This is a genomic window from Pantoea sp. X-Soil-ISGK-275, from assembly GCF_059730795.1.
This window is the reverse complement of sequence record NZ_AP035976.1, coordinates 3,975,913-3,997,535: the sequence shown is the minus strand read 5'-3', so window position 1 is coordinate 3,997,535 and position 21,623 is coordinate 3,975,913. Positions and strand designations below refer to the sequence as shown.

At 58.1% G+C, this 21,623-nt stretch carries 20 protein-coding genes and 1 riboswitch; of the genes, 7 read left to right on the top strand and 13 right to left on the bottom strand.

Annotated features, from left to right (window positions below; translation table 11 throughout):
* Positions 1–26: 26 nt before the first annotated feature.
* The 6 genes from AC6I8A_RS18605 to AC6I8A_RS18580 all read right to left on the bottom strand — a co-directional run bounded on the left by AC6I8A_RS18605 (position 27) and on the right by AC6I8A_RS18580 (position 6,702).
* Positions 27–1,553, bottom strand: a complete 1,527-nt coding sequence (locus AC6I8A_RS18605) for a serine hydrolase domain-containing protein (RefSeq protein WP_497818888.1) — start codon at positions 1,551–1,553, stop codon at positions 27–29.
* Positions 1,550–2,290 (bottom strand): ABC transporter ATP-binding protein, encoded by a 741-nt coding sequence (locus AC6I8A_RS18600; protein WP_256697772.1) that lies wholly within the window; start codon positions 2,288–2,290, stop codon positions 1,550–1,552. Before AC6I8A_RS18600 ends, AC6I8A_RS18605 begins: the two co-directional genes overlap by 4 nt.
* An 82-nt stretch (positions 2,291–2,372) precedes the next feature.
* Positions 2,373–3,200 carry an ABC transporter ATP-binding protein gene (locus AC6I8A_RS18595; protein ID WP_265302700.1) on the bottom strand — a complete coding sequence of 276 codons (828 nt, stop codon included), beginning with the start codon at positions 3,198–3,200 and terminating at the stop codon, positions 2,373–2,375.
* On the bottom strand, positions 3,201–4,100 hold the full coding sequence (locus AC6I8A_RS18590) for an ABC transporter permease (RefSeq protein ID WP_154157288.1): 900 nt from the start codon (positions 4,098–4,100) through the stop codon (positions 3,201–3,203).
* Positions 4,097–5,107: an ABC transporter permease gene (locus AC6I8A_RS18585; RefSeq protein WP_008106687.1), complete on the bottom strand. Its 1,011-nt coding sequence runs from the start codon at positions 5,105–5,107 to the stop codon at positions 4,097–4,099. The genes AC6I8A_RS18590 and AC6I8A_RS18585 overlap by 4 nt, the downstream gene beginning before the upstream one ends.
* Positions 5,107–6,702 (bottom strand): ABC transporter substrate-binding protein, encoded by a 1,596-nt coding sequence (locus AC6I8A_RS18580; RefSeq protein WP_497818887.1) that lies wholly within the window; start codon positions 6,700–6,702, stop codon positions 5,107–5,109. The genes AC6I8A_RS18585 and AC6I8A_RS18580 overlap by 1 nt, the downstream gene beginning before the upstream one ends.
* A 198-nt stretch (positions 6,703–6,900) precedes the next feature.
* Here AC6I8A_RS18580 and AC6I8A_RS18575 point away from each other — a divergent pair, with 198 nt between their 5' ends.
* Both AC6I8A_RS18575 and AC6I8A_RS18570 read left to right on the top strand, forming a co-directional pair.
* The gene (locus AC6I8A_RS18575) at positions 6,901–7,956 is read left to right on the top strand and encodes a dipeptidase (RefSeq protein ID WP_497818886.1); all 1,056 of its coding nucleotides are present in this window, start codon (positions 6,901–6,903) and stop codon (positions 7,954–7,956) included.
* 2 nt (positions 7,957–7,958) lie between these two features.
* The gene (locus AC6I8A_RS18570) at positions 7,959–8,873 is read left to right on the top strand and encodes a LysR family transcriptional regulator (protein WP_497818885.1); all 915 of its coding nucleotides are present in this window, start codon (positions 7,959–7,961) and stop codon (positions 8,871–8,873) included.
* Between the two features lie 54 nt (positions 8,874–8,927).
* Here AC6I8A_RS18570 and AC6I8A_RS18565 read toward each other — a convergent pair whose 3' ends face one another.
* Entirely contained in the window at positions 8,928–10,280 is a 1,353-nt protein-coding gene (locus AC6I8A_RS18565; protein ID WP_008109477.1) for an MFS transporter, read from the bottom strand.
* A gap of 174 nt (positions 10,281–10,454) precedes the next feature.
* A complete protein-coding gene (locus AC6I8A_RS18560; RefSeq protein ID WP_312180526.1) occupies positions 10,455–11,357 on the bottom strand; it encodes a GntR family transcriptional regulator in 903 nt (300 codons plus the stop codon).
* Positions 11,358–11,492: 135 nt separating this feature from the next.
* On the opposite strand from AC6I8A_RS18560, the gene AC6I8A_RS18555 reads away from it, so the two are divergent.
* The 3 genes from AC6I8A_RS18555 (at position 11,493) to AC6I8A_RS18545 (ending at position 14,056) form a co-directional block, all read left to right on the top strand.
* Complete coding sequence (locus AC6I8A_RS18555; RefSeq protein ID WP_497818884.1) at positions 11,493–12,521, top strand: zinc-binding alcohol dehydrogenase family protein; 1,029 nt, start codon at positions 11,493–11,495, stop codon at positions 12,519–12,521.
* Between the two features lie 87 nt (positions 12,522–12,608).
* A riboswitch (Fluoride riboswitch) is annotated at positions 12,609–12,684 on the top strand.
* A 90-nt stretch (positions 12,685–12,774) separates the two neighbouring features.
* Positions 12,775–13,152: a fluoride efflux transporter CrcB gene (gene crcB / locus AC6I8A_RS18550; protein WP_039333080.1), complete on the top strand. Its 378-nt coding sequence runs from the start codon at positions 12,775–12,777 to the stop codon at positions 13,150–13,152.
* Between the two features lie 106 nt (positions 13,153–13,258).
* The gene (locus tag AC6I8A_RS18545; protein ID WP_256697762.1) at positions 13,259–14,056 is read left to right on the top strand and encodes a sugar phosphate isomerase/epimerase family protein; all 798 of its coding nucleotides are present in this window, start codon (positions 13,259–13,261) and stop codon (positions 14,054–14,056) included.
* Here AC6I8A_RS18545 and AC6I8A_RS18540 read toward each other — a convergent pair.
* The 3 genes from AC6I8A_RS18540 to AC6I8A_RS18530 all read right to left on the bottom strand — a co-directional run bounded on the left by AC6I8A_RS18540 (position 14,053) and on the right by AC6I8A_RS18530 (position 16,610).
* Positions 14,053–14,658 (bottom strand): alpha/beta hydrolase, encoded by a 606-nt coding sequence (locus AC6I8A_RS18540; RefSeq protein WP_497818883.1) that lies wholly within the window; start codon positions 14,656–14,658, stop codon positions 14,053–14,055. The genes AC6I8A_RS18545 and AC6I8A_RS18540 overlap by 4 nt on opposite strands.
* A gap of 11 nt (positions 14,659–14,669) precedes the next feature.
* Positions 14,670–15,611, bottom strand: a complete 942-nt coding sequence (locus AC6I8A_RS18535; protein ID WP_256697760.1) for a glutathione S-transferase family protein — start codon at positions 15,609–15,611, stop codon at positions 14,670–14,672.
* 99 nt (positions 15,612–15,710) lie between these two features.
* The gene (locus AC6I8A_RS18530) at positions 15,711–16,610 is read right to left on the bottom strand and encodes a LysR family transcriptional regulator (protein ID WP_256697759.1); all 900 of its coding nucleotides are present in this window, start codon (positions 16,608–16,610) and stop codon (positions 15,711–15,713) included.
* A 187-nt stretch (positions 16,611–16,797) separates the two neighbouring features.
* Here AC6I8A_RS18530 and AC6I8A_RS18525 point away from each other — a divergent pair, with 187 nt between their 5' ends.
* Positions 16,798–17,922, top strand: coding sequence for a GNAT family N-acetyltransferase (locus tag AC6I8A_RS18525; protein WP_497818882.1), 1,125 nt, complete (start codon positions 16,798–16,800; stop codon positions 17,920–17,922).
* On the opposite strand, the gene AC6I8A_RS18520 is transcribed toward AC6I8A_RS18525, so the two are convergent.
* Positions 17,919–19,751 carry an ABC transporter ATP-binding protein gene (locus AC6I8A_RS18520; protein WP_061719804.1) on the bottom strand — a complete coding sequence of 611 codons (1,833 nt, stop codon included), beginning with the start codon at positions 19,749–19,751 and terminating at the stop codon, positions 17,919–17,921. The two genes, AC6I8A_RS18525 and AC6I8A_RS18520, sit on opposite strands and share 4 nt — an antisense overlap.
* Positions 19,752–19,815: 64 nt before the next feature.
* Here AC6I8A_RS18520 and AC6I8A_RS18515 point away from each other — a divergent pair, with 64 nt between their 5' ends.
* Entirely contained in the window at positions 19,816–20,307 is a 492-nt protein-coding gene (locus tag AC6I8A_RS18515) for a GNAT family N-acetyltransferase (RefSeq protein WP_497818881.1), read from the top strand.
* A 93-nt stretch (positions 20,308–20,400) separates the two neighbouring features.
* Here the strand turns inward: AC6I8A_RS18515 and AC6I8A_RS18510 are convergent, their stop codons facing one another.
* Entirely contained in the window at positions 20,401–21,315 is a 915-nt protein-coding gene (locus AC6I8A_RS18510; protein ID WP_497818880.1) for a sugar ABC transporter substrate-binding protein, read from the bottom strand.
* Positions 21,316–21,623: the final 308 nt, after the last annotated feature.

Genomic DNA, 21,623 nt, shown 5'->3' with positions numbered 1-21,623 from the left:
CACTTGCCGCCTTGCTGCAACTCGAATTATTTAGGGCGTGCTGTCTGTAAAAAGCGCACCACGCGGCTGCGGTTCAACAGCAGCCGCAGCGTATCGCCTTCGCGCGCAATCGCGAAGCGCTTCTCCCACGGTCCATCCTGCGCGGTGGCTAATAGCCGATCGTTGCCCAGCGACTGCAAACGCGCGCGAATCGCCGCCGGGCCAATGCCCATGATTAAGCTGTCGTCCTCAATCACTAACTCGCTGCGCCACTGCGGCGCAAACCAGCGGCCTTGCAGATTATCGAGACTGGCCTGATCGGCCTGCACCGGCACAAAACGTCGTGCGGCATGGCCAATCTCACCGACAATCGCCGCGCCATCATGACGTAACCGCATCGGGAAGGTGCTGGAGAGCGACACCGCCGTGCCGTGCACATCGTCACGCCACAAGGTTTCGCCTGCGCCGAGCCAGGTGGCGGTCACGCCTTTAATCTCCAGCCAGTCGGCGGCGTCTTGCGCCACGTAAAGTCCGGGCGTTAAATCGTGTCCTTTCTCCGGTAACGCGCGATTGAGCAGCGCCGCCATCACCCGCAGCACGCTTTCCGACGTAGTGACATCTTCGCGGTTGGCGACCAGCGCCACGCCGATTTTCAGTTCCGGATGCAGCAGGAAATAGCTCTTATAACCGGCATGCGAACCGCCGTGACCAAACAGCGTCTGGCTGCCGAGCGTCGAGCTGGTGATGCCCAAACCGTATCCGCTGGTGCGGCCATCGTTGAGATTACGCGGCGCGCTCAGGCGCTGCAGCACGCCTGCCCCCGGTCCGCTATCGGCCAGCAGGCTTTGCAGCCAGCGCGTCAGATGATGCAGGCTGCCGGTCACGCTGCCCGATGCCGAGAGATGCAAACCGGCGCTGGAAAGCTGCCACTGCGCGCCGTTTTGCCAGTAGCCAGGCACCAAACCGGGCACGATATCGAACCAGCTTTCTGGCGCAATCAGGTTGATATCCAGCGGATCGCAGATGTACTGCTGCAGCAGATCATTGAATAACACGCCTTTGGCTTTCAGCGCTTCTTCCACCAGCCGATAGCCGGTGTTGGTGTAGGAGATTTCGCTGCCGGGCGCATAGTTGAGCTCGCCTTCGCGCGCGATAAAATCCAGCAGGTCGTCGGCGCGGGTGGCGTTGTACACCGACAATCCCAGCAGCGATAAGGTTTCGCGCACGTCCGGCAAACCGCTGCTCATATCCAGCGCCTGGCCGACGGTGATTTGGCCGTTGGCTCCGATCAGCTGTGGCAGATGCTGCACCAGCGCATCGTCCAGCTTGAGGTAGCGACGTCCCGGCCCAGTCACCAGCGCGGCAAACAGATGTTTGGTGATCGAGGCGAAACGCACCACGCTGTCGGCGCTGAACGGCGTTTGCTGCGCCAAATCAGCCAGTCCGGCGCAGTGCGTTGAGTGGATCTGGTGTGCATCAAACAGCACCATTGCGCCGCCCGGCGCGCCCGGCTGTTGCCAGCTTTCAGTGATCTGTTGTGCGACATCCGCGGCGTGTTGCCAGTGAGCGGTCATGCCGGTTCCTCCAGCGTCATGCTGAGATCGAAAAGTTGGGCGGTATGCGGATGCTGGATGCGCCGCGCGCGCAGATCGTCGGCGCTCAGCTGCTCCACCATCTCGCCATTCTGCATCACGCCAATGCGCTGACACAGGTGCGTTACCACCGCGAGGTTGTGCGTCACCATAATGTAGGTGAGTTTGCGCTCGCTGCGTAGATCGCTGAGTAAATTGAGGATTTCGGCCTGCACCGACACATCCAGCGCCGAGGTCGGCTCATCCAGCAGCAGCACTTCCGGTTCGGCGATCAGCGCGCGCGCAATCGCCACGCGCTGACGCTGGCCGCCCGACAGCTGATGCGGATAGCGGAAACGTACCGAGGCGGGCAAGCCCACTTCGCCTAATGCCTGGCTGATGCGCTGTTCAGCGCGATCGAGCTGATGCACCAGCAGCGGTTCGTGCAGGATGCGATCAATGGTTTGACGCGGATGCAACGAACCAAACGGATCCTGAAACACCATCTGCACCTGACGATAGAAGGCGCGACTGCGTTTAGCGCTGAGCTGCATGCCGCCAAACAGCATGCTGCCTTGCCAGTCGGCATTCAGCCCAGCGAGCGCGCGCAGGATGGTGGATTTGCCCGAGCCGCTTTCACCGACCAGGCCAAAGCTTTCGCCGTTACCGACCGAGAAGCTGACGTCTTTCACCGCCGTGTGCGCACCGAAGTGGATGCGCAGGTTATCGATTTGAATCATGGGTTGTTCCGTGCGAACCGTGAAACGGTCAGCATGAATGCCGACCCTACGGTAGGGGCGCCATTTATGGCGACCAGGCTAATTATTCGCGCCACGCGGCATCGCGCTGCAATACGGGTAAACGCTCGCGCGGATGGCGCAACGACGGCAAACACGCCAGCAAACCGCGCGTGTACGGATGCTGCGCCTGCTGCAACTGCCCGGCATCGAGCAGCTCGACGATGCGGCCGGCGTACATCACCGCCACGCGATCGCAGAAGTGCGACACCAGCGGCAAATCGTGGCTGATCAGGATTAGCCCCATGCCGCGCGCCGAGACCAACTCGTCAATCAGCTTGAGGATCTCTGCCTGCACCGTGGCATCCAGCGCGCTGGTGGGTTCATCGGCGATCAACAGTTCTGGATCGGGCGCCAGCATCATGGCAATCATCACGCGCTGGCCCATGCCGCCCGAGACTTCATGCGGATAGCGTTTCGCCACGGCTGCGGGATCGCGAATCTTCACCTGCTCCAGCAGCTCAATCGCTGCCTGCATCGCCGCTTTATGGCTGCCGCCTTTGTGCTCGCGCCAGGCTTCGGCAATCTGCTGGCCGATGGTCATCACCGGATTGAGTGAATATTTCGGGTCCTGCAGGATAAAACCGACGCGCTTGCCGCGAATTTTACGCAGCACTTTCTCGCTGGCACCGCGCAGATCGATACCGTCGAAGCGCAGCACGTCGGCGCTGACTTCCGCATTGCCCGGCAATAACTGCATCAGGCTGCGCGCGGTCAGCGACTTGCCGGAACCGCTTTCGCCGACAATGGCAAACTTCTCGCGGCCCACGCTAAAACTGACGCCGCGCACGGCTTCAACGGTTTCGCTGCGCGAGCGGAAGGCAACGCGCAGGTTCTCGATTTCCACCAACATTTAGCGCTCCTTGGGATCCAGCACGTCACGCAGACCGTCGCCGAGAAAGTTAAACGCCAATGACGTCAGGAAAATCGCGATACACGGCATTAATGGCACCCACCATTCGCTGAACAGGAAGCGACGCGCGGTAGCAATCATCGTGCCCCATTCCGGTGACGGCGGCTGCGCGCCCATGCCAAGGAAGCCAAGGCTGGCGGCAGTGATAATGATGGAGCTCATGTCCAGCGTGACGCGCACAATCAGGCTCGGCACGCACAGCGGCATGATGTGGCGCAGAATAATGCGCAGCGGTGACGCGCCGGTCAGACGGCTGGCGGCGATAAAGTCGCTGTGGCGGAACTGCAGCGTTTCGGCGCGCGCCAGACGTGCATATGGCGGCCATGATGTCAGGGCAATCGCCAGAATCGCGCTCTCAACGCCAGGTTTCAGCGCGGCAACAAACGCCAGCGCCAGAATCAGACGCGGGAAGGCGAGGAAGATGTCGGTCAAACGCATCAGCGCTTTATCGATGAAACCGCCGGCATAACCGGCGATACAGCCAATCAGCAGACCGAGCGGCGCGGTGAGCAGCACCACAGCGATCACCATGCCGAGCGTGGTGCGGCCGCCATAGATAATGCGCGTCCAGACATCGCGGCCCAGTTCATCGGTGCCGAGCCAGTGTGCGGCGGAAGGTGCCGCAAGACGGTTTTCCAGATGCTGCACGCCGGGATCGAACGGCGTCAGCCACGGCGCAAACAATGCCAGCAGCAGCATCACCGCCACCACCAGCAGTCCGGCCATCGCCAGTGGATTACTGCGCAGGCTGAGCCACAGGCGATAACGCCGGCCCCACACCGCCTGGCGACGATTGGCGGGCGTGTCGTCGAGCAGCCATTCTCGTGAGAAGAAGATCATTTTACGCGCGGGTCCCAAAGTCGATAGAGAAGGTCAGCCAGCTGATTGAGCAGCACATACACGGTGCCGACCAGCAAGGTGGCGCCGATCACCGGGTTCATGTCGGCGTTCATCAGCGAGGTGGTGAGATATTGGCCGATACCGGGCCAGGCGAAGACGTTTTCCGTCACCACCGCGCCCTCCAGCAATCCGGCGTAGGTCAGCGCCAGCACCGTGACCAGCTGCACCGCCACGGTGGGAAACGCATGCCGCCAAATCACCCGCCGTGACGACAAGCCTTTGGCGCGCGCGGTGATCACGAACTCGCCGCTCAGCGCGTTAAGCATAAAGGTGCGCGTCATACGCGTGATGTAGGCCATGCTGAAGTAGGCCAGAATCAGCACCGGCTGCGCCATGTGCGCCAGCGCATCCCAGAAGGCGTCGGTCTCCCCGGCCAGCAGCGAATCGATGGTGAGGAAGCCGGTGACCTGCGGCACCATATCCTGCCAGATTATGTCCTGCCGTCCAGGGCCGGGCGCAATGCCGAGCACCGCGTAGAACACCAGCAGGCTCAGCAGCGCCAGCACGAACACCGGCAGCGAATGGCCGGCAAGACAGATCACGCGAATGGTTTGATCGACCCACGAACGTTGACGCACCGCCGCCCACACGCCGAGCGGAATGCCGATCAGCGCCGCGATGATGATCGCCGCCGTCGCCAATTCCATGGTAGCGGGGAAGAAGCGGGCGATGTCGGTAATCACCGGATTCGAGGTGAGAATTGATTTACCGAGATCGCCATGCAGCAGTTGATTAAGGTAGTGACCAAACTGCACGTAAAGGGGCTGATCCAGCCCCATTTCCGCACGCACGCGCTCGACCACCGATTGCGGTGCGTTATCACCGACCGCCGCCAGCACCGGATCGGTGGGCATGACGCGGCCAATGAAAAAGGTCAACACCGACAGACCAAACAGCGTCAGCACCAGGCTTCCCAGGGTGCTGACGATTCTCTTCAGTAACGGCATCAGGCTTTTTTCACCTGCGCATACGGCCACTGCTCCAGCACGGTCATGTGAACATCACTCAGCGCTTTGCTGGTGGCCACGTTTTTGGTCTTCTGCATCATGAAAATGAACGGACTCTTCTCGCGACCTAGCTGCTGAATCTGCTGATAGAGCGCGATGCGTTTCGCTGGATCGGGCTCATGCAACGCCTGCTCGGTGAGTTTGTTGAACTCTTCATCTGACCAGCTGCAGCGCCACGCCAGCGTACGCGCACGCGCGTTATCGCTGTTGTCGGTGTTAACGCAGAAGGCTTCGGTGTTGGAGTTAGGATCAAAGTAATCGGCACCCCACACGGTCAATGCCAGCTGATGCTGTCGTGCACGCATCTTGGTCAGAACCTGGCGGTTTTCAGCGGCGATCAGTGACACTTTGATGCCAATCGCGCCCAGCTGGGTTTGAATCGCCTGCGCGATGTCCGGATACGGTTGCATTGAGTAGTGATCGAGGGTGATGTCGAAACCGTCCGGATAACCCGCTTCGGCCAGTAGCGCTTTGGCTTTCGCCAGATCTTTGTGGAATGGCGTATCGTCCAAAGCCGCCGGGAAGCCGCTCGGCAGGAAGCTTTGATGGGTGACAAAACTCATCGACAGAATGTTTTTCTGGATGCTTTCGTAATCCAGCGCCCACTTCAGCGCCTGCCACACCTGCGGTTTTTTCAGGTACGGATTATTGGTGTTGCACGACATCAGCATGATGGCCGACAGCGACTGATTCACCAGCGACACGCTGTTGTCGTTTTTCACCTGCAGCAGCTGTTCAGTGGTGAGGTCATACGCGGCATCGACATCGCCTTTTTTCAGCATCAGCGCCTGCGCGGCCGGGTCGGCGATGTGTTTGAGGATCACGCGTTTGGTTTTGCTTGAACCTGCATATTGCGGGCTAATCTCCAGAATCACCGTTTCGCTGGCATTCCAGGTGCGCAGGCTAAAGGCACCGGAACCGGCGCTGTGCTGTTTCAGCCAGCCGTTACCGAAGTCGTTGTTCTGCTGGTTCGCCAGACAGGCTTTCTTCGACACGATGCTGCCGACGGTGGCGGATAAGCAGTAGAGCAGGAAGGTTTCGGCCGCCGGCGCGCCGAGTTTCATCTCAACGGTGTGCGCATCTTTCGCGGTCACCAGCTGCGTCACGTTGTCTTTGGTGAAGCCGAACTGGTTGATAATAAAGGCCGGACTCTTATCCAGCTTGACGATACGCTCAATCGAGAACGCCACGTCTTCTGCGGTGAGCGGCGAACCATCGGCGAATTTAGCTGCCGGATCGAGATGGAAAGTGTAAGTGCCGTTATCGCTGCTGACGTCCCAGCTTTGCGCCAGTTGACCAATCACTTTGTCGGCTTGCTTTGGATCGGGCGTGACTAAACGTTGATAGAGGTTGCCGCAAATCTGGCCACCGGTGGCTTCGAAGCTTTCGTGTGGATCGAGGCTGGTGATGTTATCGAGCTGCATCGCGATCACCAGCATGGTCGGCGGCGTCGCGGCAAAGGATGAATTCAGGCTGAGGTAGGAAACAACAGGTACAGCAGTGCATCCTGCAAGAAAACGTCTTCTGGTAACCATGTAAACTCCCAACTGATTGATAAGTAAAATAAAAAATTGTTATTTGATTGTTTTTTGTCTTGACTTTACGCACCTGCCGGAGGATTAATACCGGCTCTAAGCCATTTGTTTCACGCGCGTGTGCTCGCCCTTTTTTGGTGCAATTTGCTCCGCCAGCTGGCAGTGCTGCGCTTTCCCCCGAACATGGAACTGAACAACATGTCTGACTCGATGACCCTCAATATTCCGGTCTTTGACGGCCACAACGATGTGCTGAATAAGCTGTGGCAGCACCATCAGCCGGACGCGGTTAATGCCTTTTTTACTGGCACCAAAACGGGCCAAATGGACTTGCCGCGTATCCATCAGGGAAATATGGCAGGTGGCATTTTCGCCACCTGGGTGCCGTCCCACCCTCTGATTGCAAGAAGTGCGCCAGACCTCGCAGATTTTCCTCAGGAAATTATCAACGCAGCGCGCGATGCGACGTTTTCTATGCTGGCGCTGCTACTGCGCATTGAGCAGGCCTCAAACGGCCAGGTGAAGATTTGCCGCAGCGTGCGTGATATCCGCCACTGCATGGCAAACAAGGTGTTAGCGGTGGTGATGCACGTGGAAGGTGCGGAAGCGCTGGATACCCACGGTGAATTGCTCGACATGCTCTACGCCAGCGGCTTGCGCACGCTGGGGCCGCTGTGGAGCCGCCCGAATCAGTTCGGCGACGGCGTACCGTTCCTCTATCCTTCGTCGCCGGATATCGGCAATGGCCTGACGGCAGCGGGCAAGCAGCTGGTACGCGACTGTAATCGCCGCCGCATCATGGTTGATTTGTCGCATATGGATGAGAAAGGCTTCTGGCACACCGCAGAGATCAGCGATGCGCCGCTGGTGGCGAGCCACTCCAACGCGCATGCGATCAGCGCGCAGTCGCGCAATCTCACCGATCGCCAGCTGGCGGCGATTGCTGAAACCAACGGCTTTGTCGGCGTCAATTTTGCCGTGCCGTTCCTGCGCGAAGATGGCGATCGCCATGCGCCGACCGGCGTCGATGCCATTGTGCGTCACGTTGAGTATCTGCTGGAAAAAGTCGGGGAAGAGGGCGTTGGTTTTGGTTCGGATCTTGATGGTGCCACCATGCCGGGCGATCTGAAAGACGTGGCCGGATTCCCGCTGCTGGTGCAGGCGCTGGCGGCACGCGGCTATTCGCGTGCGCTGCTGGAGAAGATTTGCCACGGCAACTGGCTGCGCGTGCTTGAAGCCACCTGGGGCGAATAATCATGCGGCTGCGGCATATTGAGGTGTTTCAGGCGATTGTGCAGACCGGCAGCATCAGTGCGGCGGCGCGTTTGCTGAATGTGTCGCAGCCGAATGTCAGCCGCGTGCTTAATCACGCCGAGCAGCAGCTTGGTTTTGCGCTGTTTGAGCGACGCGCGCAGGGCATGGTGGTGACCGCAGAAGGGCGGCGTTTGCTGCCGGAAGTGGAAGACATCTACCAACGTTTACAAGCAATTACCCAGCTCACCGAGCAACTGCGGCGCGGCGAAGGGCAAACGGTGCGCGTCGGTGCCGCTCATGCGTTTGGTCAGATGGTGTTAGCGCCAGCGCTGGTGAACTGGCGACAACAGGCAGCGTCGGTTAGCGTGGAGCTGGTTACCGAGCATTTCAGCACCTTGTGCGGCATGATCATGGCGAATCAGCTCGATTTCGCGTTGGTGTTTGGTCAGCAGGTAGAAGCGGATTTACTGGCGGAGCCGCTGTTTCAGTCGTCGATGGTGGCGTTGCTGCCGCGCGATCACACCCACAATGAGCCGGTGACGCTGGAGTGGCTGTGCGCTAATAACCTGCTGATGATGCAGAATCAGGATCCGCTCGGTCGCGTTCTGCACCGCGCGCTGCGCGATAAAGGGCTCAATCCGGCGGTATCGCTGTCGATCAAAACCTATTCGGTGATTGCCGATATGGTGCTGGCGGGCGGCGGCGTCGGGATTGTCGATCTGTTTACCGCCTGCCGTTATGCCGACCAGCTCAAGCTGTTGCCGGTCGCGCAGCCGCTGCCGTTTGAAGTGATGTTAATCAGCCGCCGTGATCAGCCGCAGTCGCAATCCACGCTGCAGCTGAAACAGGTGATTCGCAATAAGCTGTGGGAGATCGCGCGCCAATGTGAATCGCAGTTTTTCACCCGCCCAACGTAATACCGGTTTCGTAGGGTCGCCATTTATGGCGACCGTCCCACATCCGACTCTTAATTAAACCCCATCCGTAATTGGTTTACGCACCAGCAGCAAATACGCCAGCGCGCCCACCACCGTCACACCGGCGCAAATCATCAACGCCAGGCTAAACGACTTGGTGGTATCCAGCACCCAACCGGTGATCACTGGCGCGAACGAGGCGAACACAAAGCTGGCGAAGTTCTGGATGCTGCCAACCGAGGCGGTCATGCGCGCCGTGACGTTGGCGTGAATCAAACCCCAGCACGATGTACCGGCAAAGTGGATACAGAACAGCGCCATACCGATCATGGTCACCGCGCTGGTGGTGTCGGTGGCACGCGTTACGAAAGCGGTAAACGCAGCAGACAACAGCATGCCAGTGACGATTGAGACCTTACGTACTTTCACCGCATCATGGCCACGACGCACCAGCGCATCGACCACATAACCGTTCAGCAACATGCCCGCCGCGCCGAACAGGAACGGAATCGCCGCCAGTAAACCGGTACTTTTCAGGTCGAGGTTATAGGTGGATTGCAGATAACCCGGCAGCCACGCGATATACAGCCATGCGGTGTAGTTGATGCCGCTGAAGCCAATCATCATGCCCCACATGGTGCGCTGCTTAAACAGGCCGCGCCACTCGGCAAAACTCAGCGGCTCTTTGCGCGATGCCACGCTGCCCGCCTGCAGATAGTGAATCTCTTCGCCACTCAACTTGTTGTTATCGCGATCGCGGTACATCAGATACCAGCCGATGGCGAGGAACATGCCGAGCACGCCGATGGTGACAAACATGCCGCGCCAGCCCATCACCATCATCATCGCGGCCAGAATCGGTGGCGCAATGGATAAACCAATCATCGAGGCGGCGTTAAACATGCCCATCGGCATGCCGCGATCTTTGATGTTGAACCAGTCGTTGATCACCTTGACGCCGCACGGGTTCATCGGCGCTTCACCAATACCTAACCCGATGCGCACCAAAATAAACTGGGTGAAGTTATGCACCAACCCCGCCGCTGCCTGGAACAGCGACCAGAAGAACATGCCAATCGCCAGCATGATGCGCGGCCCTTTGCGATCGAGCAGCGCACCGCACGGCAGCTGTGCTAAACCGTACGCCAGTGAAAACGCCGACAGCAGCACGCCAATTTCAGTCGCAGATAACCCCAGTTCTCCCCGGATGGTCATATTGGCGACCGACAGCGAACTGCGATCGAGATAGTTGATCATGGCGGCGAACAGCAGCAGCAACATGGCGGTAATCTGGATCTTTCTGATGCGCGGCGAGCGCACCACGTCACTGCGTGCCGGGATAAAATCTTGCCCGTCTGCAGCCGGTTGTGGCGCGTTTTCGCGGCCACGAGCCGAAGTATTTTCCATTGCGACCTCCCGGATCTGGGTACTTATCGTTATGCGTTTGTGTGGGATCCTGCGGCAGCAAAACGGTGCTGCCCCAACGGATTGACTTCGAGACTAGAAGCAATCAGATCGGGATGTTGCGGAGATGTTTCAGATTCGTGCGGGAGCTAATGCTTTGTGGTTTTTAATCGGTTTTTAATTGTACTGACGGATAGACCGGATCATCGATGTCTTGGCGGTGCCGAGATGATTGTGCAGGGCGCACAACGCTTCAACATCCTGGCGGCTAATCAGCGCCGTCAGAATCGCCATATGCTCCTCCAGCGCCACAATATTACGCTGCTTGAGATCGGTTTCATCCCATTGATAATGCGAGTGAAAAATCACTGAAATAATCTCCAGCGACTGATTAAAAAACGGATTGTTGGCGGCGGAGAGAATCAGCGTGTGCATCTCTTTATCCAGCGCGGCGAAGTGGCGGTAATTGCTGGCGATGGTGTCGCGCATCGAACGATGGCGATCCAGCAGGTCACGTGCCTGCATCCAGCGCTCATCCTGCGAGGGCAGGTTGAGAAAACGGGTCAGCGCGTGGGTTTCCAGCATTTCGCGCAGCTCAAACAGGTTCTCGGCATACTTCTGATCGAACTTCTTCATGCGCCACTGTCCGCGTCTCACTGGCTCCAGCAGGTCATAACGCATAAAACGCAGCAGGAATTCGCGCACCACAATCGGGCTGACCTTTACCTGCTGCGCTAACTGCAGCTCGCTAAAGGTATCGCCCGGCATCAGTTGACGCTGATTAATCAGGTTGAAAAAGGTCTGCTCGAACTGCAGCGCCTGCTGATCAATCGGCGGCGTCAGGGCGTTAAAACCATCTTCATCGCTGGGATCGCGCACGATAACGTAGGTTTCATCCACCTTTTCCAGCACGCCGCGCGCATGCAGATGCTGCAAGGTGTGGCGCACCGTGGTGCGGCTGATGTTGAACATTTCGGCCAGCGCCGCCTGCGGTGGCAACGGCGAACGGATATGCCGTTTGGCAATGCCTTCCAGCATCTGGTTAATCACGTTCTGACGTAGGTTCTGGCTGCGGCTCATGCGCGTCTCCGGTTTTTTATCTATTAAAAACCATACAAAGCCCAAAAAAAGCGGTTGGCTTCACACTTCCCCCAACGCAAAACGCTGTCATCGGCGATTTTCGCCATAACTGCGACAACAGCACAGGAGAAGCCCATGACAACAATGAAAACGCTGGTGGTCGCCGAGCCGCGCCAGATGGTGTGGCAGCAGCGCGCAAAGCCGACGCCCGCCGCCCATGATGTTCTGATCAAACCGATTGCCGCCGGGATTTGCGGCACCGATATCCACGCCTGGGCTGGCAATCAGCCGTTCTTCAGCTATCCACGCGTGTTGGGGCATGAGCTGTGTGGCGAAGTGGTGGAACTCGGCAGCCAGGCCAGCGGCTTTAGGCTGGGCCAGCGCGTGGCGCTGATTCCCTATGTGGCCTGCCAGCAGTGCGATGCCTGTTTGAGCGGCAAAACCAACTGCTGCGAAAACATCTCGGTGATTGGTGTGCACCAGGATGGCGGTTTCTGCGAATTTCTTAGCGTGCCGAGCAGCAATTTGCTGGCGGTGGATGATGTCGATCCGGAAGCTGCCGCGCTGATTGAACCCTTCGCCATTAGCGCGCATGCGGTGCGCCGTGCGGCCGTGGCGGCGGATGAGCAGGTTTTGGTGGTGGGCGCAGGCCCGATTGGTCTTGGCGTGGCCGCAATTGCGGCGGCGGCGGGTGCCCACGTGGTGGTGGCTGACACCAGCGAGCAGCGCCGTGCGCACGTGGCGCAGAAACTGGGTTTGGCGACGGTGAATCCATTAGACGCCGATTTTGACGCGCAGCTTAAAGCGGAGTTTGGCGGACGTTTGGCCGCCAAAGTGATCGATGCCACCGGCAGCCCAGCGGCGATGAACGGCGCGGTGAAATTGATTCGTCACGGCGGCACCATCGTGTTTGTCGGCCTGCATAAAGGCGATCTGGTGATCCCGGATATCGAGTTCCACAAAAAAGAGACCACGCTGATGGGCAGCCGCAACGCCACACTGGAAGATTTCGCTAAAGTTGGCGAACTGATGGCGAACGGGCAGCTTTGTGCCGATATGATGCTGAATTGTCATTATTATTTCTCAACGCTGGCGGATCGCTTTGAAGCGGATGTGATTAATAACCGGCAACTGATTAAAGGCGTAATTCACTTCGGGCGGTAATTCTCCGGGATGTTCGGTCGCCATGAATGGCGACCCTACGACCGCTTTGTCGCATATTGTCTGCATTGCCAAGCCAGCGTATTATCTCCCGCCTAAGGTGATGGCGTGCCACCTTCCCCAACCGCCGTTCTGGTCACAGACGGCTGATGACGCCTGACAACACTCGTATCCCTGCGCGGGAGACGGCGGTGTGTCAGGTGTTATTCTGTCCTGCCGCGGCCCTGCGCGTCATTCATTTCAGGAGCTCCAAACTATGTTGAAGTCGTTACTGGCGGTGGTACTCGGCGGTGCGGTGGGCTGTTCGCTGCGTTGGTTGATCTCATTACGTTTTAACGCGCTGTTTCCCAATCTGCCGCCGGGCACCTTGATGGTGAATCTGGTGGGCGGTTTTATCATCGGTGCGGCGCTGGCTTTCTTCGTGCGCAACCCGCATATCGATCCCTTCTGGAAACTGCTGATTGTCACCGGTTTATGCGGCGGCTTAACCACGTTCTCGACCTTTTCAGCAGAAATTGTCGGGCTGCTGCAAACCGGCAAATACCTGTGGGCGATGTCGAGCGTGATGGTGCATGTCATCGGTTCGCTGCTGATGACCTTCGCCGGTTTTGCCGTGGTAAATCTGCTGGGATAACCATCGGGCTTGAAATAACTCCTCAGAGGTAGATACTGATCGCCATTCTGTGCGCGTGACGCACAGAATGTGTCACCGATTATCCGGACGATTAAGGAGCTGTGTCATGCGTCATAACCCCAAATTCCTTAACCTGGTGTTGTTAAACGGTGAACCTGAGGAGAAGCTGCGTGCCGCACGCGCCGCCGGTTTCGAGCAGGTTGAGATCTGGCGCGACGATGTGCAAGCCAGTACGCCACAGTTAGCAAAGCAGTTACAGCTTGGCTTCACCAATGTTCAGGTGCTGCGCGATTTCACCGGTGCGCCGGATCGTGAGCGCCAGCAAAAACGCGAAGAGCTGCGTCAGTTCATTCAAATTGCCCAAACTATTGGCTGCGACACCATTCAGGCACCCGCCAGCACGCGTGAAGATTGCGTGGCGGCGCGCATTGACGAAGATTTGCGTTGGATGGCGTCGGAAGCCGCGCGCTACAACATGCGCATCATGTATGAGCCGATGGCGTGGTGCAGCGTGGATAATACGCTGCCGCTGGCGTGGGAAAGATTGCAACGGCTGGACCAGCCGAATATCGGCTTAGTGGTCGATCTGTTCCACATCTGCGCGTTAGGCGGCGACGCTTCGCAACTGGACGGCATTCCTGCCGATCGCATATACGAAGTGCAGCTGTGCGACATGGCCGACATGCCGCCGCAGGATAAGCAGCCGCTCAGCGAGTACGCGCGCCACCAGCGCTTGTTGCCGGGCGATGGCATCATTGAAGTGGAACGCTTTGTCGATAAGCTGAAAAGTGCCGGTTACAGCGGGCCGGTCGGCATTGAAGTGTTTAACGATAAGTTGAAAGCGCAGCCAGCAGAGGTGGCTGCGCACAAGGCGTGGCAGGCGTTAAATCGCTACTGGCCTTAATCCTGCAAACATTGCGCAATAAAACCGGCGGCATCCATCGCACCCTGCGATGAAATGGTGTGGCCGGTGGCCGCTTCATAGCGCGCTTCCACCGTCACGCCAGCCTGTTGCAAACGCTGCTCCGCCGATGCGCTTTCGCTAAACGGAATCACATCATCAGCTTTGCCGTGAATCAGCAGCGCAGGCGTGTACTGTTGCGGCGTTAATGCACCATCAAACGCCAGGCGACCGGAAAATGCCACCACGCCCGCCAGCGGATAACGACCCGACGCCAGTGCATCCAGCGCCATGATCGAACCCTGCGAAAAGCCCACCAGAATCACTTTGTCCCACGCATCCGCCATGCCGTGTTGCGCCATCAGCTGTTGCAGTGTGTCATCAAAGGCCGCGCGCGCTTCACGCACCCGCGCCGGGCGATTTTCAGGCGTGATGCCGGTCAGGCTAAACCACTGATATCCCATCGCATGTTCAAAAGGATAGGGCGCATTCGGCGAGGCAAACGCCACATCTGGCAGCAGGCGCGCCCAAAGTTCGCCGAGCACCGCGAGGTCGCCGCCGTTGCTGCCGACGCCATGTAAAAAAATCACTAACGCTTTTGCCATCGCATTGCTCCTTAAAAACCGTAGGCCGCCATATCCGGGCCAACCGGCACAATGCCGTTGGGATTCAGTGCTTTAATCGAATAATAGCCCTGCTTGATATGGTCGATATTCACCGTCTGACGCACGCCAGAAACCGACAGCATACTCTTGAGATAACGATCGAGCAGCGGATAGTCGCGCAGGCGGCGCAGGTTGCATTTAAACAGGCCGTGATAGGCGGCGTCAAAGCGCACCAGCGTGACGAACAAGCGAATATCCGCTTCGGTTAAGCGCTCGCCGAGCAGGAAGGTGCGGCCATCCTGCAAACGCAGCTCCAGCTCATCCAACTGGCTGAACACATCGTTAAACGCCTGCTGATAGCTGATCTGCGTGGTGGCGAAGCCGGTGCGATACACGCCGTTATTCAGGCGTGGATAGATCGATTCGTTCAGCGTGTCGATCTCTGCGCGCAGATCCTCGGGATAAAGATCAATACGATCGTCCGCCAGCGCGCCAAAGCCGCTGTTCAGCATGCGCAGGATATCGGCCGACTCGTTATTGACGATGGTTTGCGTCTTTTTGTCCCACAGCACCGGCACAGTGGCGCGGCCGGTGAAATCGGCATCGGCGCGGGTATAAAGCTCGTGGATGTATTCGGCTTTATTCAGCCAGTCGCGATCCGCACCGGGATAATCACCGAAGCGCCAGCCTTGCGCGCCAAGCTGCGGTTCCACCACCGACACGCTGATCACTTTCTCCAGCCCTTTCAGAGTGCGTGCCAGCAGCGTGCGCGAAGCCCACGGACAAATCAGTGCCACATAGAGGTGATAGCGATCCGGCTCGGCAGCAAATTCGCTGGAACCATCTGCGGTGATCCAGTGACGAAAACTGGATGTCTGGCGCACAAATCCGCCTTGTTTATCGGTGGCTTGCACCGGATGCCACTCTGCACTCCACTTACCGTTTACCAGCATCGCCTTCTCTCCTCAGTGTTGATGGAGTAAGCATACAGCGCTGCTGGTTGGGTGATAATCCGGGAAAAATGGCTTTCATTGCTTCCAAATTGGAAGGAATCAGCCGGGCGGATGGTGCCGGAAATGGGCGGCGAGGAAATCGATCAGCAGCCGGGTTTTCTGCGCCAGATGACGCGCCGGCGGATAGAGCGCGAACAGGCCGAGCGGCGGCGTGGCGAACGCCTCTAATATCGAGACGATTTCACCGCGCTGCAGAGCGGGCGCGGCAATAAAACCCGGCAGCCGCGCAATGCCCAATCCGGCAATCGCCGCCTGCAAACAGGCTTCGGTGTTTGAGAAACAGAGACGACCACGAATCGGCATGCTAACGCTGTCGCCGCACGGCGTGACAAACGGCCAGTGCCAGGGATCGCGGAAGTTGGTATCGCTGATGCACTGATGTGCCGCCAAATCGCGCCAGTGCTGCGGCGTGCCGTGTTGCAGCAGATAACTGGAGGAGGCCGCCACGCGGATTGGCACATCGCCGAGGCGGCGCGCAATCAGGCTACTGTCGTCGAGTTTGCCTATGCGGATTGCCATATCGAAGCCTTCATCTACGATGTTGACTGCACGATCGGAGAAGTTCACGTCGAGTTCGATCTGCGGATAATGGCGCGCGAACTCCACCAGCACGCTGGCTAACACCGCCGTACCAAAGGTGCCGGGCGCGCTGATTTTCAGGCGGCCGGTCGGCGTGGTGGCGCTGTCGCGCACGGTGGCATCCAATGTATCAAAAGCTTCCAGCAGCGTTTTTACCCGCTCGTAATAGGCGCGACCGACTTCGGTGGGCGAGAGCGCACGCGTGCTGCGTTTAAACAGCTGGACGCCAAGTTCCTGCTCCAGCCGGGAGACCAGCTTCGACGCCTGGCCGCTGCTGGTGCCAAGGCGCTCGGCCGCACCGGCAAAGCTGCCGACTTCCAGCACGGCGACAAACATGCGGTCACAATCGAGTCGATCCATGGCGTTTCCTGTTAGTTCAGCGTTTTATGTTAATCGGTCGCCATGAATGGCGACCCTACGTCGTAGGTTGCGCATTAATGCGCATCGGGTCAAATCTGCTGATTACACATTCAGTGCGCTATACCTTTTCCCACGCGGGAAAACCTGTTGAACTAGGCGCCTGCTTTCATCAGGCCGGGAGCCGTGAATGTCTTTGCTACATCTGTCATCGCTGGCGGAGATTGCCGCCGTCGAATGGGATGCGCTGTTACCTGACGATCAACCGTTTTTGCGCCATGCCTTTCTTCTTTCTCTCGAAGAGAGCGGCAGCGTGCGGCCCGAAAACGGCTGGCAGACGGATCACCTGCTGTGGCGCGAAAACGGCACGCTGCGTGCGGCGCTGCCGGGCTATCGCAAACGCCATTCGCGCGGTGAATATGTGTTCGACCATGCGTGGGCGGATGCCTGTCAGCGCGCCGGTATTCCTTACTATCCGAAATGGCTGGGCGCGATTCCGTTCAGTCCAGTGACCGGCGCACGTCTGCTGGGCGATGAAGACGCGGTGCTGAAATTGCTCAGCGCGCTGCCGGATAATCTCTACGAACAGGGTTTGAGCGGCGCGCACATCAATTTCACCACGCCATTCGCCAATCACATCATGCAGCAGCAGCCGGATTGGCTGGAACGTCTTGGCTTGCAGTATCACTGGCACAACAAAGGCTACCGCGATTTTCAGGATTTCCTCGACACGCTGATGTCGCGCAAGCGCAAACAGCTGCGCAAAGAGCGTGAGCAGGTGATGAGCAGCGGCTTCGAATTCAGCTGGTATCGCGGCGATGAGCTGCGCGAAGATCAGTGGGATTTCGTCTACACCTGCTACGCCAACACCTATGCGGTGCGCGGCCAGCGACCGTATTTGACGCGCCACTTCTTTAGCCTGCTGGCAGAGCGCATGCCGCGTTCGATTCGCGTGGTGATCGCGACGCTGCAAGGCCAACCGGCCGCCATGGCGTTCTGCTTAATGGACGGCAACACGCTATATGGCCGCTATTGGGGATGTCTGGCGGAGTTTGATCGGCTGCATTTCGAAACCTGCTTCTATCAGGGCATGGATTTCGCCATCGCGGAAGGTTTACAGCGTTTTGATGCGGGCGCGCAGGGCGAGCACAAGCTGGTGCGCGGCTTTGAGCCGCACATCACCCATTCGTGGCACTATCTGTGTCATCCCGGTTTGCGCGATGCGGTGGCGGATTTTCTGCTGCAGGAACGGGAAGGCGTGCGCGGCTGGGCAATTGAAGCGCGCGACGCCTTGCCGTATCGGCGTGGTGATTAATCCGCGCCGACAAAACCGCCGGTCTGATGCTGCCACAGGCGCGCGTAAAGTCCGCCGTGCGCCAGCAGTTCGCGGTGGTTGCCCATCTCGACAATCTCGCCTTTCTCCAGCACCACCAGACGATCCATTTTGGCGATAGTGGAAAGACGGTGTGCGATGGCAATCACCGTTTTGCCCTGCATCAGCGTTTCCAGGCTCTCCTGAATCGCCGCTTCCACCTCGGAATCCAGCGCGGAAGTGGCTTCGTCCATGATCAGAATCGGCGCATCTTTCAGCAGCACGCGCGCGATGGCGATACGCTGACGTTGACCGCCTGACAGCTTCACGCCGCGCTCGCCCACGTGCGCATCCAAGCCGGTGCGGCCTTGCGGATCGGAGAGCAGCGGAATGAACTCGTCGGCGCGCGCGCGGATAATCGCCGCCTGCAGCTCCTCTTCCGTCGCGTCCGGGCGACCATACAGCAGGTTTTCGCGAATCGAGCGGTGTAGCAGCGACGTGTCCTGGGTGATCATGCCGATTTGCCCGCGCAGGCTCTCTTGCGTCACTTCGGCAATGTTCTGATCGTCAATCACAATGCGACCGCTGTTGATGTCATACAGCCGCAGCAGCAAGTTCACTAAGGTGGATTTACCGGCGCCGGACGGGCCAATCAACCCGATTTTCTCGCCCGGTTTGATGTTGAGATTGAGGCGATTAATCACTTGACGGCTGCCGCCATAATCAAAACGCACATCCTCAAAGCGAATCTGACCACGCGTCACCTGCATGTTTTTCGCGTTCGGCTGATCCTGCACGCTCAGCGGCTGCGCAATGGTGTTCAGGCCATCCTGAACCATACCGATGTTCTCGAAGATGCCGTTCACCACCCACATGATCCAGCCGGACATGTTCACCAGACGGATCACCAAGCCGGTCGCCAGCGCAATCGCGCCGACGCTGATCAGCGACTGGCTCCACAACCACAGCGCCAGGCCAGACGTGCTGACAATCAGCAAGCCATTGAGCGTCGAGAGCGTGATATCCATGGTGGTGACCATGCGGCTGGCGTGCTGGGTTTTGTCGGTTTGCTCCTGAATCGCCTCACGCGCGTAACGCTTCTCCAGATCGTTGTGCGAGAACAGTTTGATGGTGGCGATGTTGGTGTAGCCATCGACGATGGTGCCCATCAATTTCGAGCGCGCTTCCGATGACACCACCGAACGCTGTTTAACGCGCGGCACGAAGAAGCTCAGCGACACGCTGTACGCCACAATCCAGATCACCAGCGGAATCATCAGGCGCCAGTCCGCTTCGGCAAACAGCACCAGCGAGGTCACCGCATAAATCACCACGTGCCAGATGGCGTCCACCAGCTGTACCGCCGAATCACGCAGCGAGTTACCGGTTTGCATGATGCGCTGGGCAATGCGCCCGGCAAAATCGTTCTGGAAGAAGTTCAGGCTCTGGCGCAGCACGTAGTTGTGATGCTGCCAGCGGATCATGCTGGTCATGCTCGGGTTAATGCTTTGATGCACCAGCATATCGTGCGCGGCAATCACCACGGGCCGCAGAATCAGCGCCACAAAGCCCATCCACAACAATATTTGCCAGTTATCGCTAAACAACGAGGCGGGCGTGGAGTGATTAACCAGGTCAATGATGCGACTGAGATAGCTGAACAGCGCCACTTCGATCAGCGCCTGCACCAGCCCGACAATCAGCAGCGCGACGAAGCTCGGCCACACCTGACGCAGATAGTAGAAGTAGAACGGCCAGACGCTGGCGGGCGGGGAATCGGTTGGCGCATCCTGGAAAATATTGATAAAACGTTCAAAACGGCGATACAACATAGAGTCACTCTTCCCGACATGGTGAGAGTTAACAGCTTAGTGCAAGTGAAAAGGGATTACCGACATGGATTTACACATTCGCGGTCGTGAGCCGGGCGACGCCGCCGCCTACCAACGCCTTTACAGCCATCCTGACGTTTATCGCTGGACCACGCAGCTGCCGTGCCCGAGCGTGGCGACCTGGCAGAAAAAATTCGAAAAGATGGATGAACTGGGATACATCGGCTTTGTTGCGGAGATCGATGGCGCGATGGTTGGCGAGCTCACGCTGTTTGTCGAGCAGCGTCCGCGCACGCGTCATAGCATTAGTTTTGGTATCGGCGTCGATCCGGCGTTTGGCGGGCGCGGCATTGGCGAAAAGCTGATCCGCAATGCGATGGATTACGCCTTTAACTGGCTCGGCATTATGCGCATCGAGCTGGAAGTGTTCCACGATAACGAGCGCGCGCTGCGCCTGTATCAAAAGCTGGGCTTCGAGCGTGAAGGCGTGAAGCGCAAAGCCTGCCTGCGTGATGGCGAGTATCACGATATCGTGCAGATGGCGATATTACGTTAACCGTAGGGTCGCCATTCATGGCGACCTTCTCAATCAACGCACGAAACTCTGCGTTACGGTCGCCATAAATGGCGACCCTACGATTGGCGGTAATTATTGTGATTTTTCAACGTACTTCTGCATATTCTCTTTGGTTACCAGCTCGAACGGGATCCATACGTGTGAGTCGACTTTCTCGCCTTTAATCAGCTTCTGCGCCACATCCACCGACGTTTTGCCCTGGCCGACCGCATCCTGGAACACCGTGACCTGAATTTTGTCCTGCGACAGCGCTTTCAAGCCATCTGGCGTGGCATCAATACCGCCAATCAGCACCTTTTTATTGCCCTTCGCCAGCGCCATCGCCGCGCCAATCGCCATCTCATCGTTGTTAGCCGCAACGATATCAATCGCTTCATCATTGCCCAGCCAGTTATTCATCAAATCCATGCCTTCGTTGCGCGCGTAGTTGGCGGGCTGTTTCTGCACCACTTTCATGCCGGGATATTTCGCCACCACTTGCTCAACGTCTTTGGTGCGTTGCAGCGCACCGGCATCGGTCAGGTTGCCGATCATGATCGCCACATTGCCTTTGTAATTGGCCATTTTCGCCAACGCTTCCATCTGCAAGGTGCCGGATTCACGTTCGTCCGAACCGACAAATACCACGCCCGCCAGCAGCGATTTATCGCCTGGCGTGCGGTTTACGTACACCAGCGGAATTTTTGCCTGCTGCGCTAACTTGGTCAGCTGCGGCGTGCTGGCAGAATCGACCGGATCGACGATGATGGCATCCACGCCCGCGCCGATAAAACTCTGCACCTGATCGGTCTGACGTCCGACATCACCGCGTGCATCTTCAAACTGAATATCGAGTCCGCGCGCTTTGGCTTCTTTATCAATCGACTGACGAATAATGGTGAGGAAGTTTTGATCAAAGTAGGCCATCGACACGCCAATTTTTTCCGCCAGCGCCGAGGCTGACGTTGAGAGCAAGCCGAGCAACACAATCGCCTTGAGGGTTTTCATCGCAGACTCCAGAGTAAGTTTGTTATTAGAATGAATGTTTCATCAAGATAAAAAATGGCTCAATGAAATCATTTTCAGCCTACGAGCCCGCCATGCGGCTGACAATCAGCAAGGTTGGATTTTGCAGCCAGGCGCATACTTTGCTCTCGGGTGCGTCTTTCCTTCGCGCACTCATAGTTGCGCTGCAAAGGATTTTCTTAGAGCTGGCGCACATTGCGGTGCAAAGGCGCGCGGATCTTTAAGGTTCTGTGCAGCGCCGCACCTCGCTTTGTGCCAGCTGCCAAATCTGCCGCTATTTAGCACCGTCG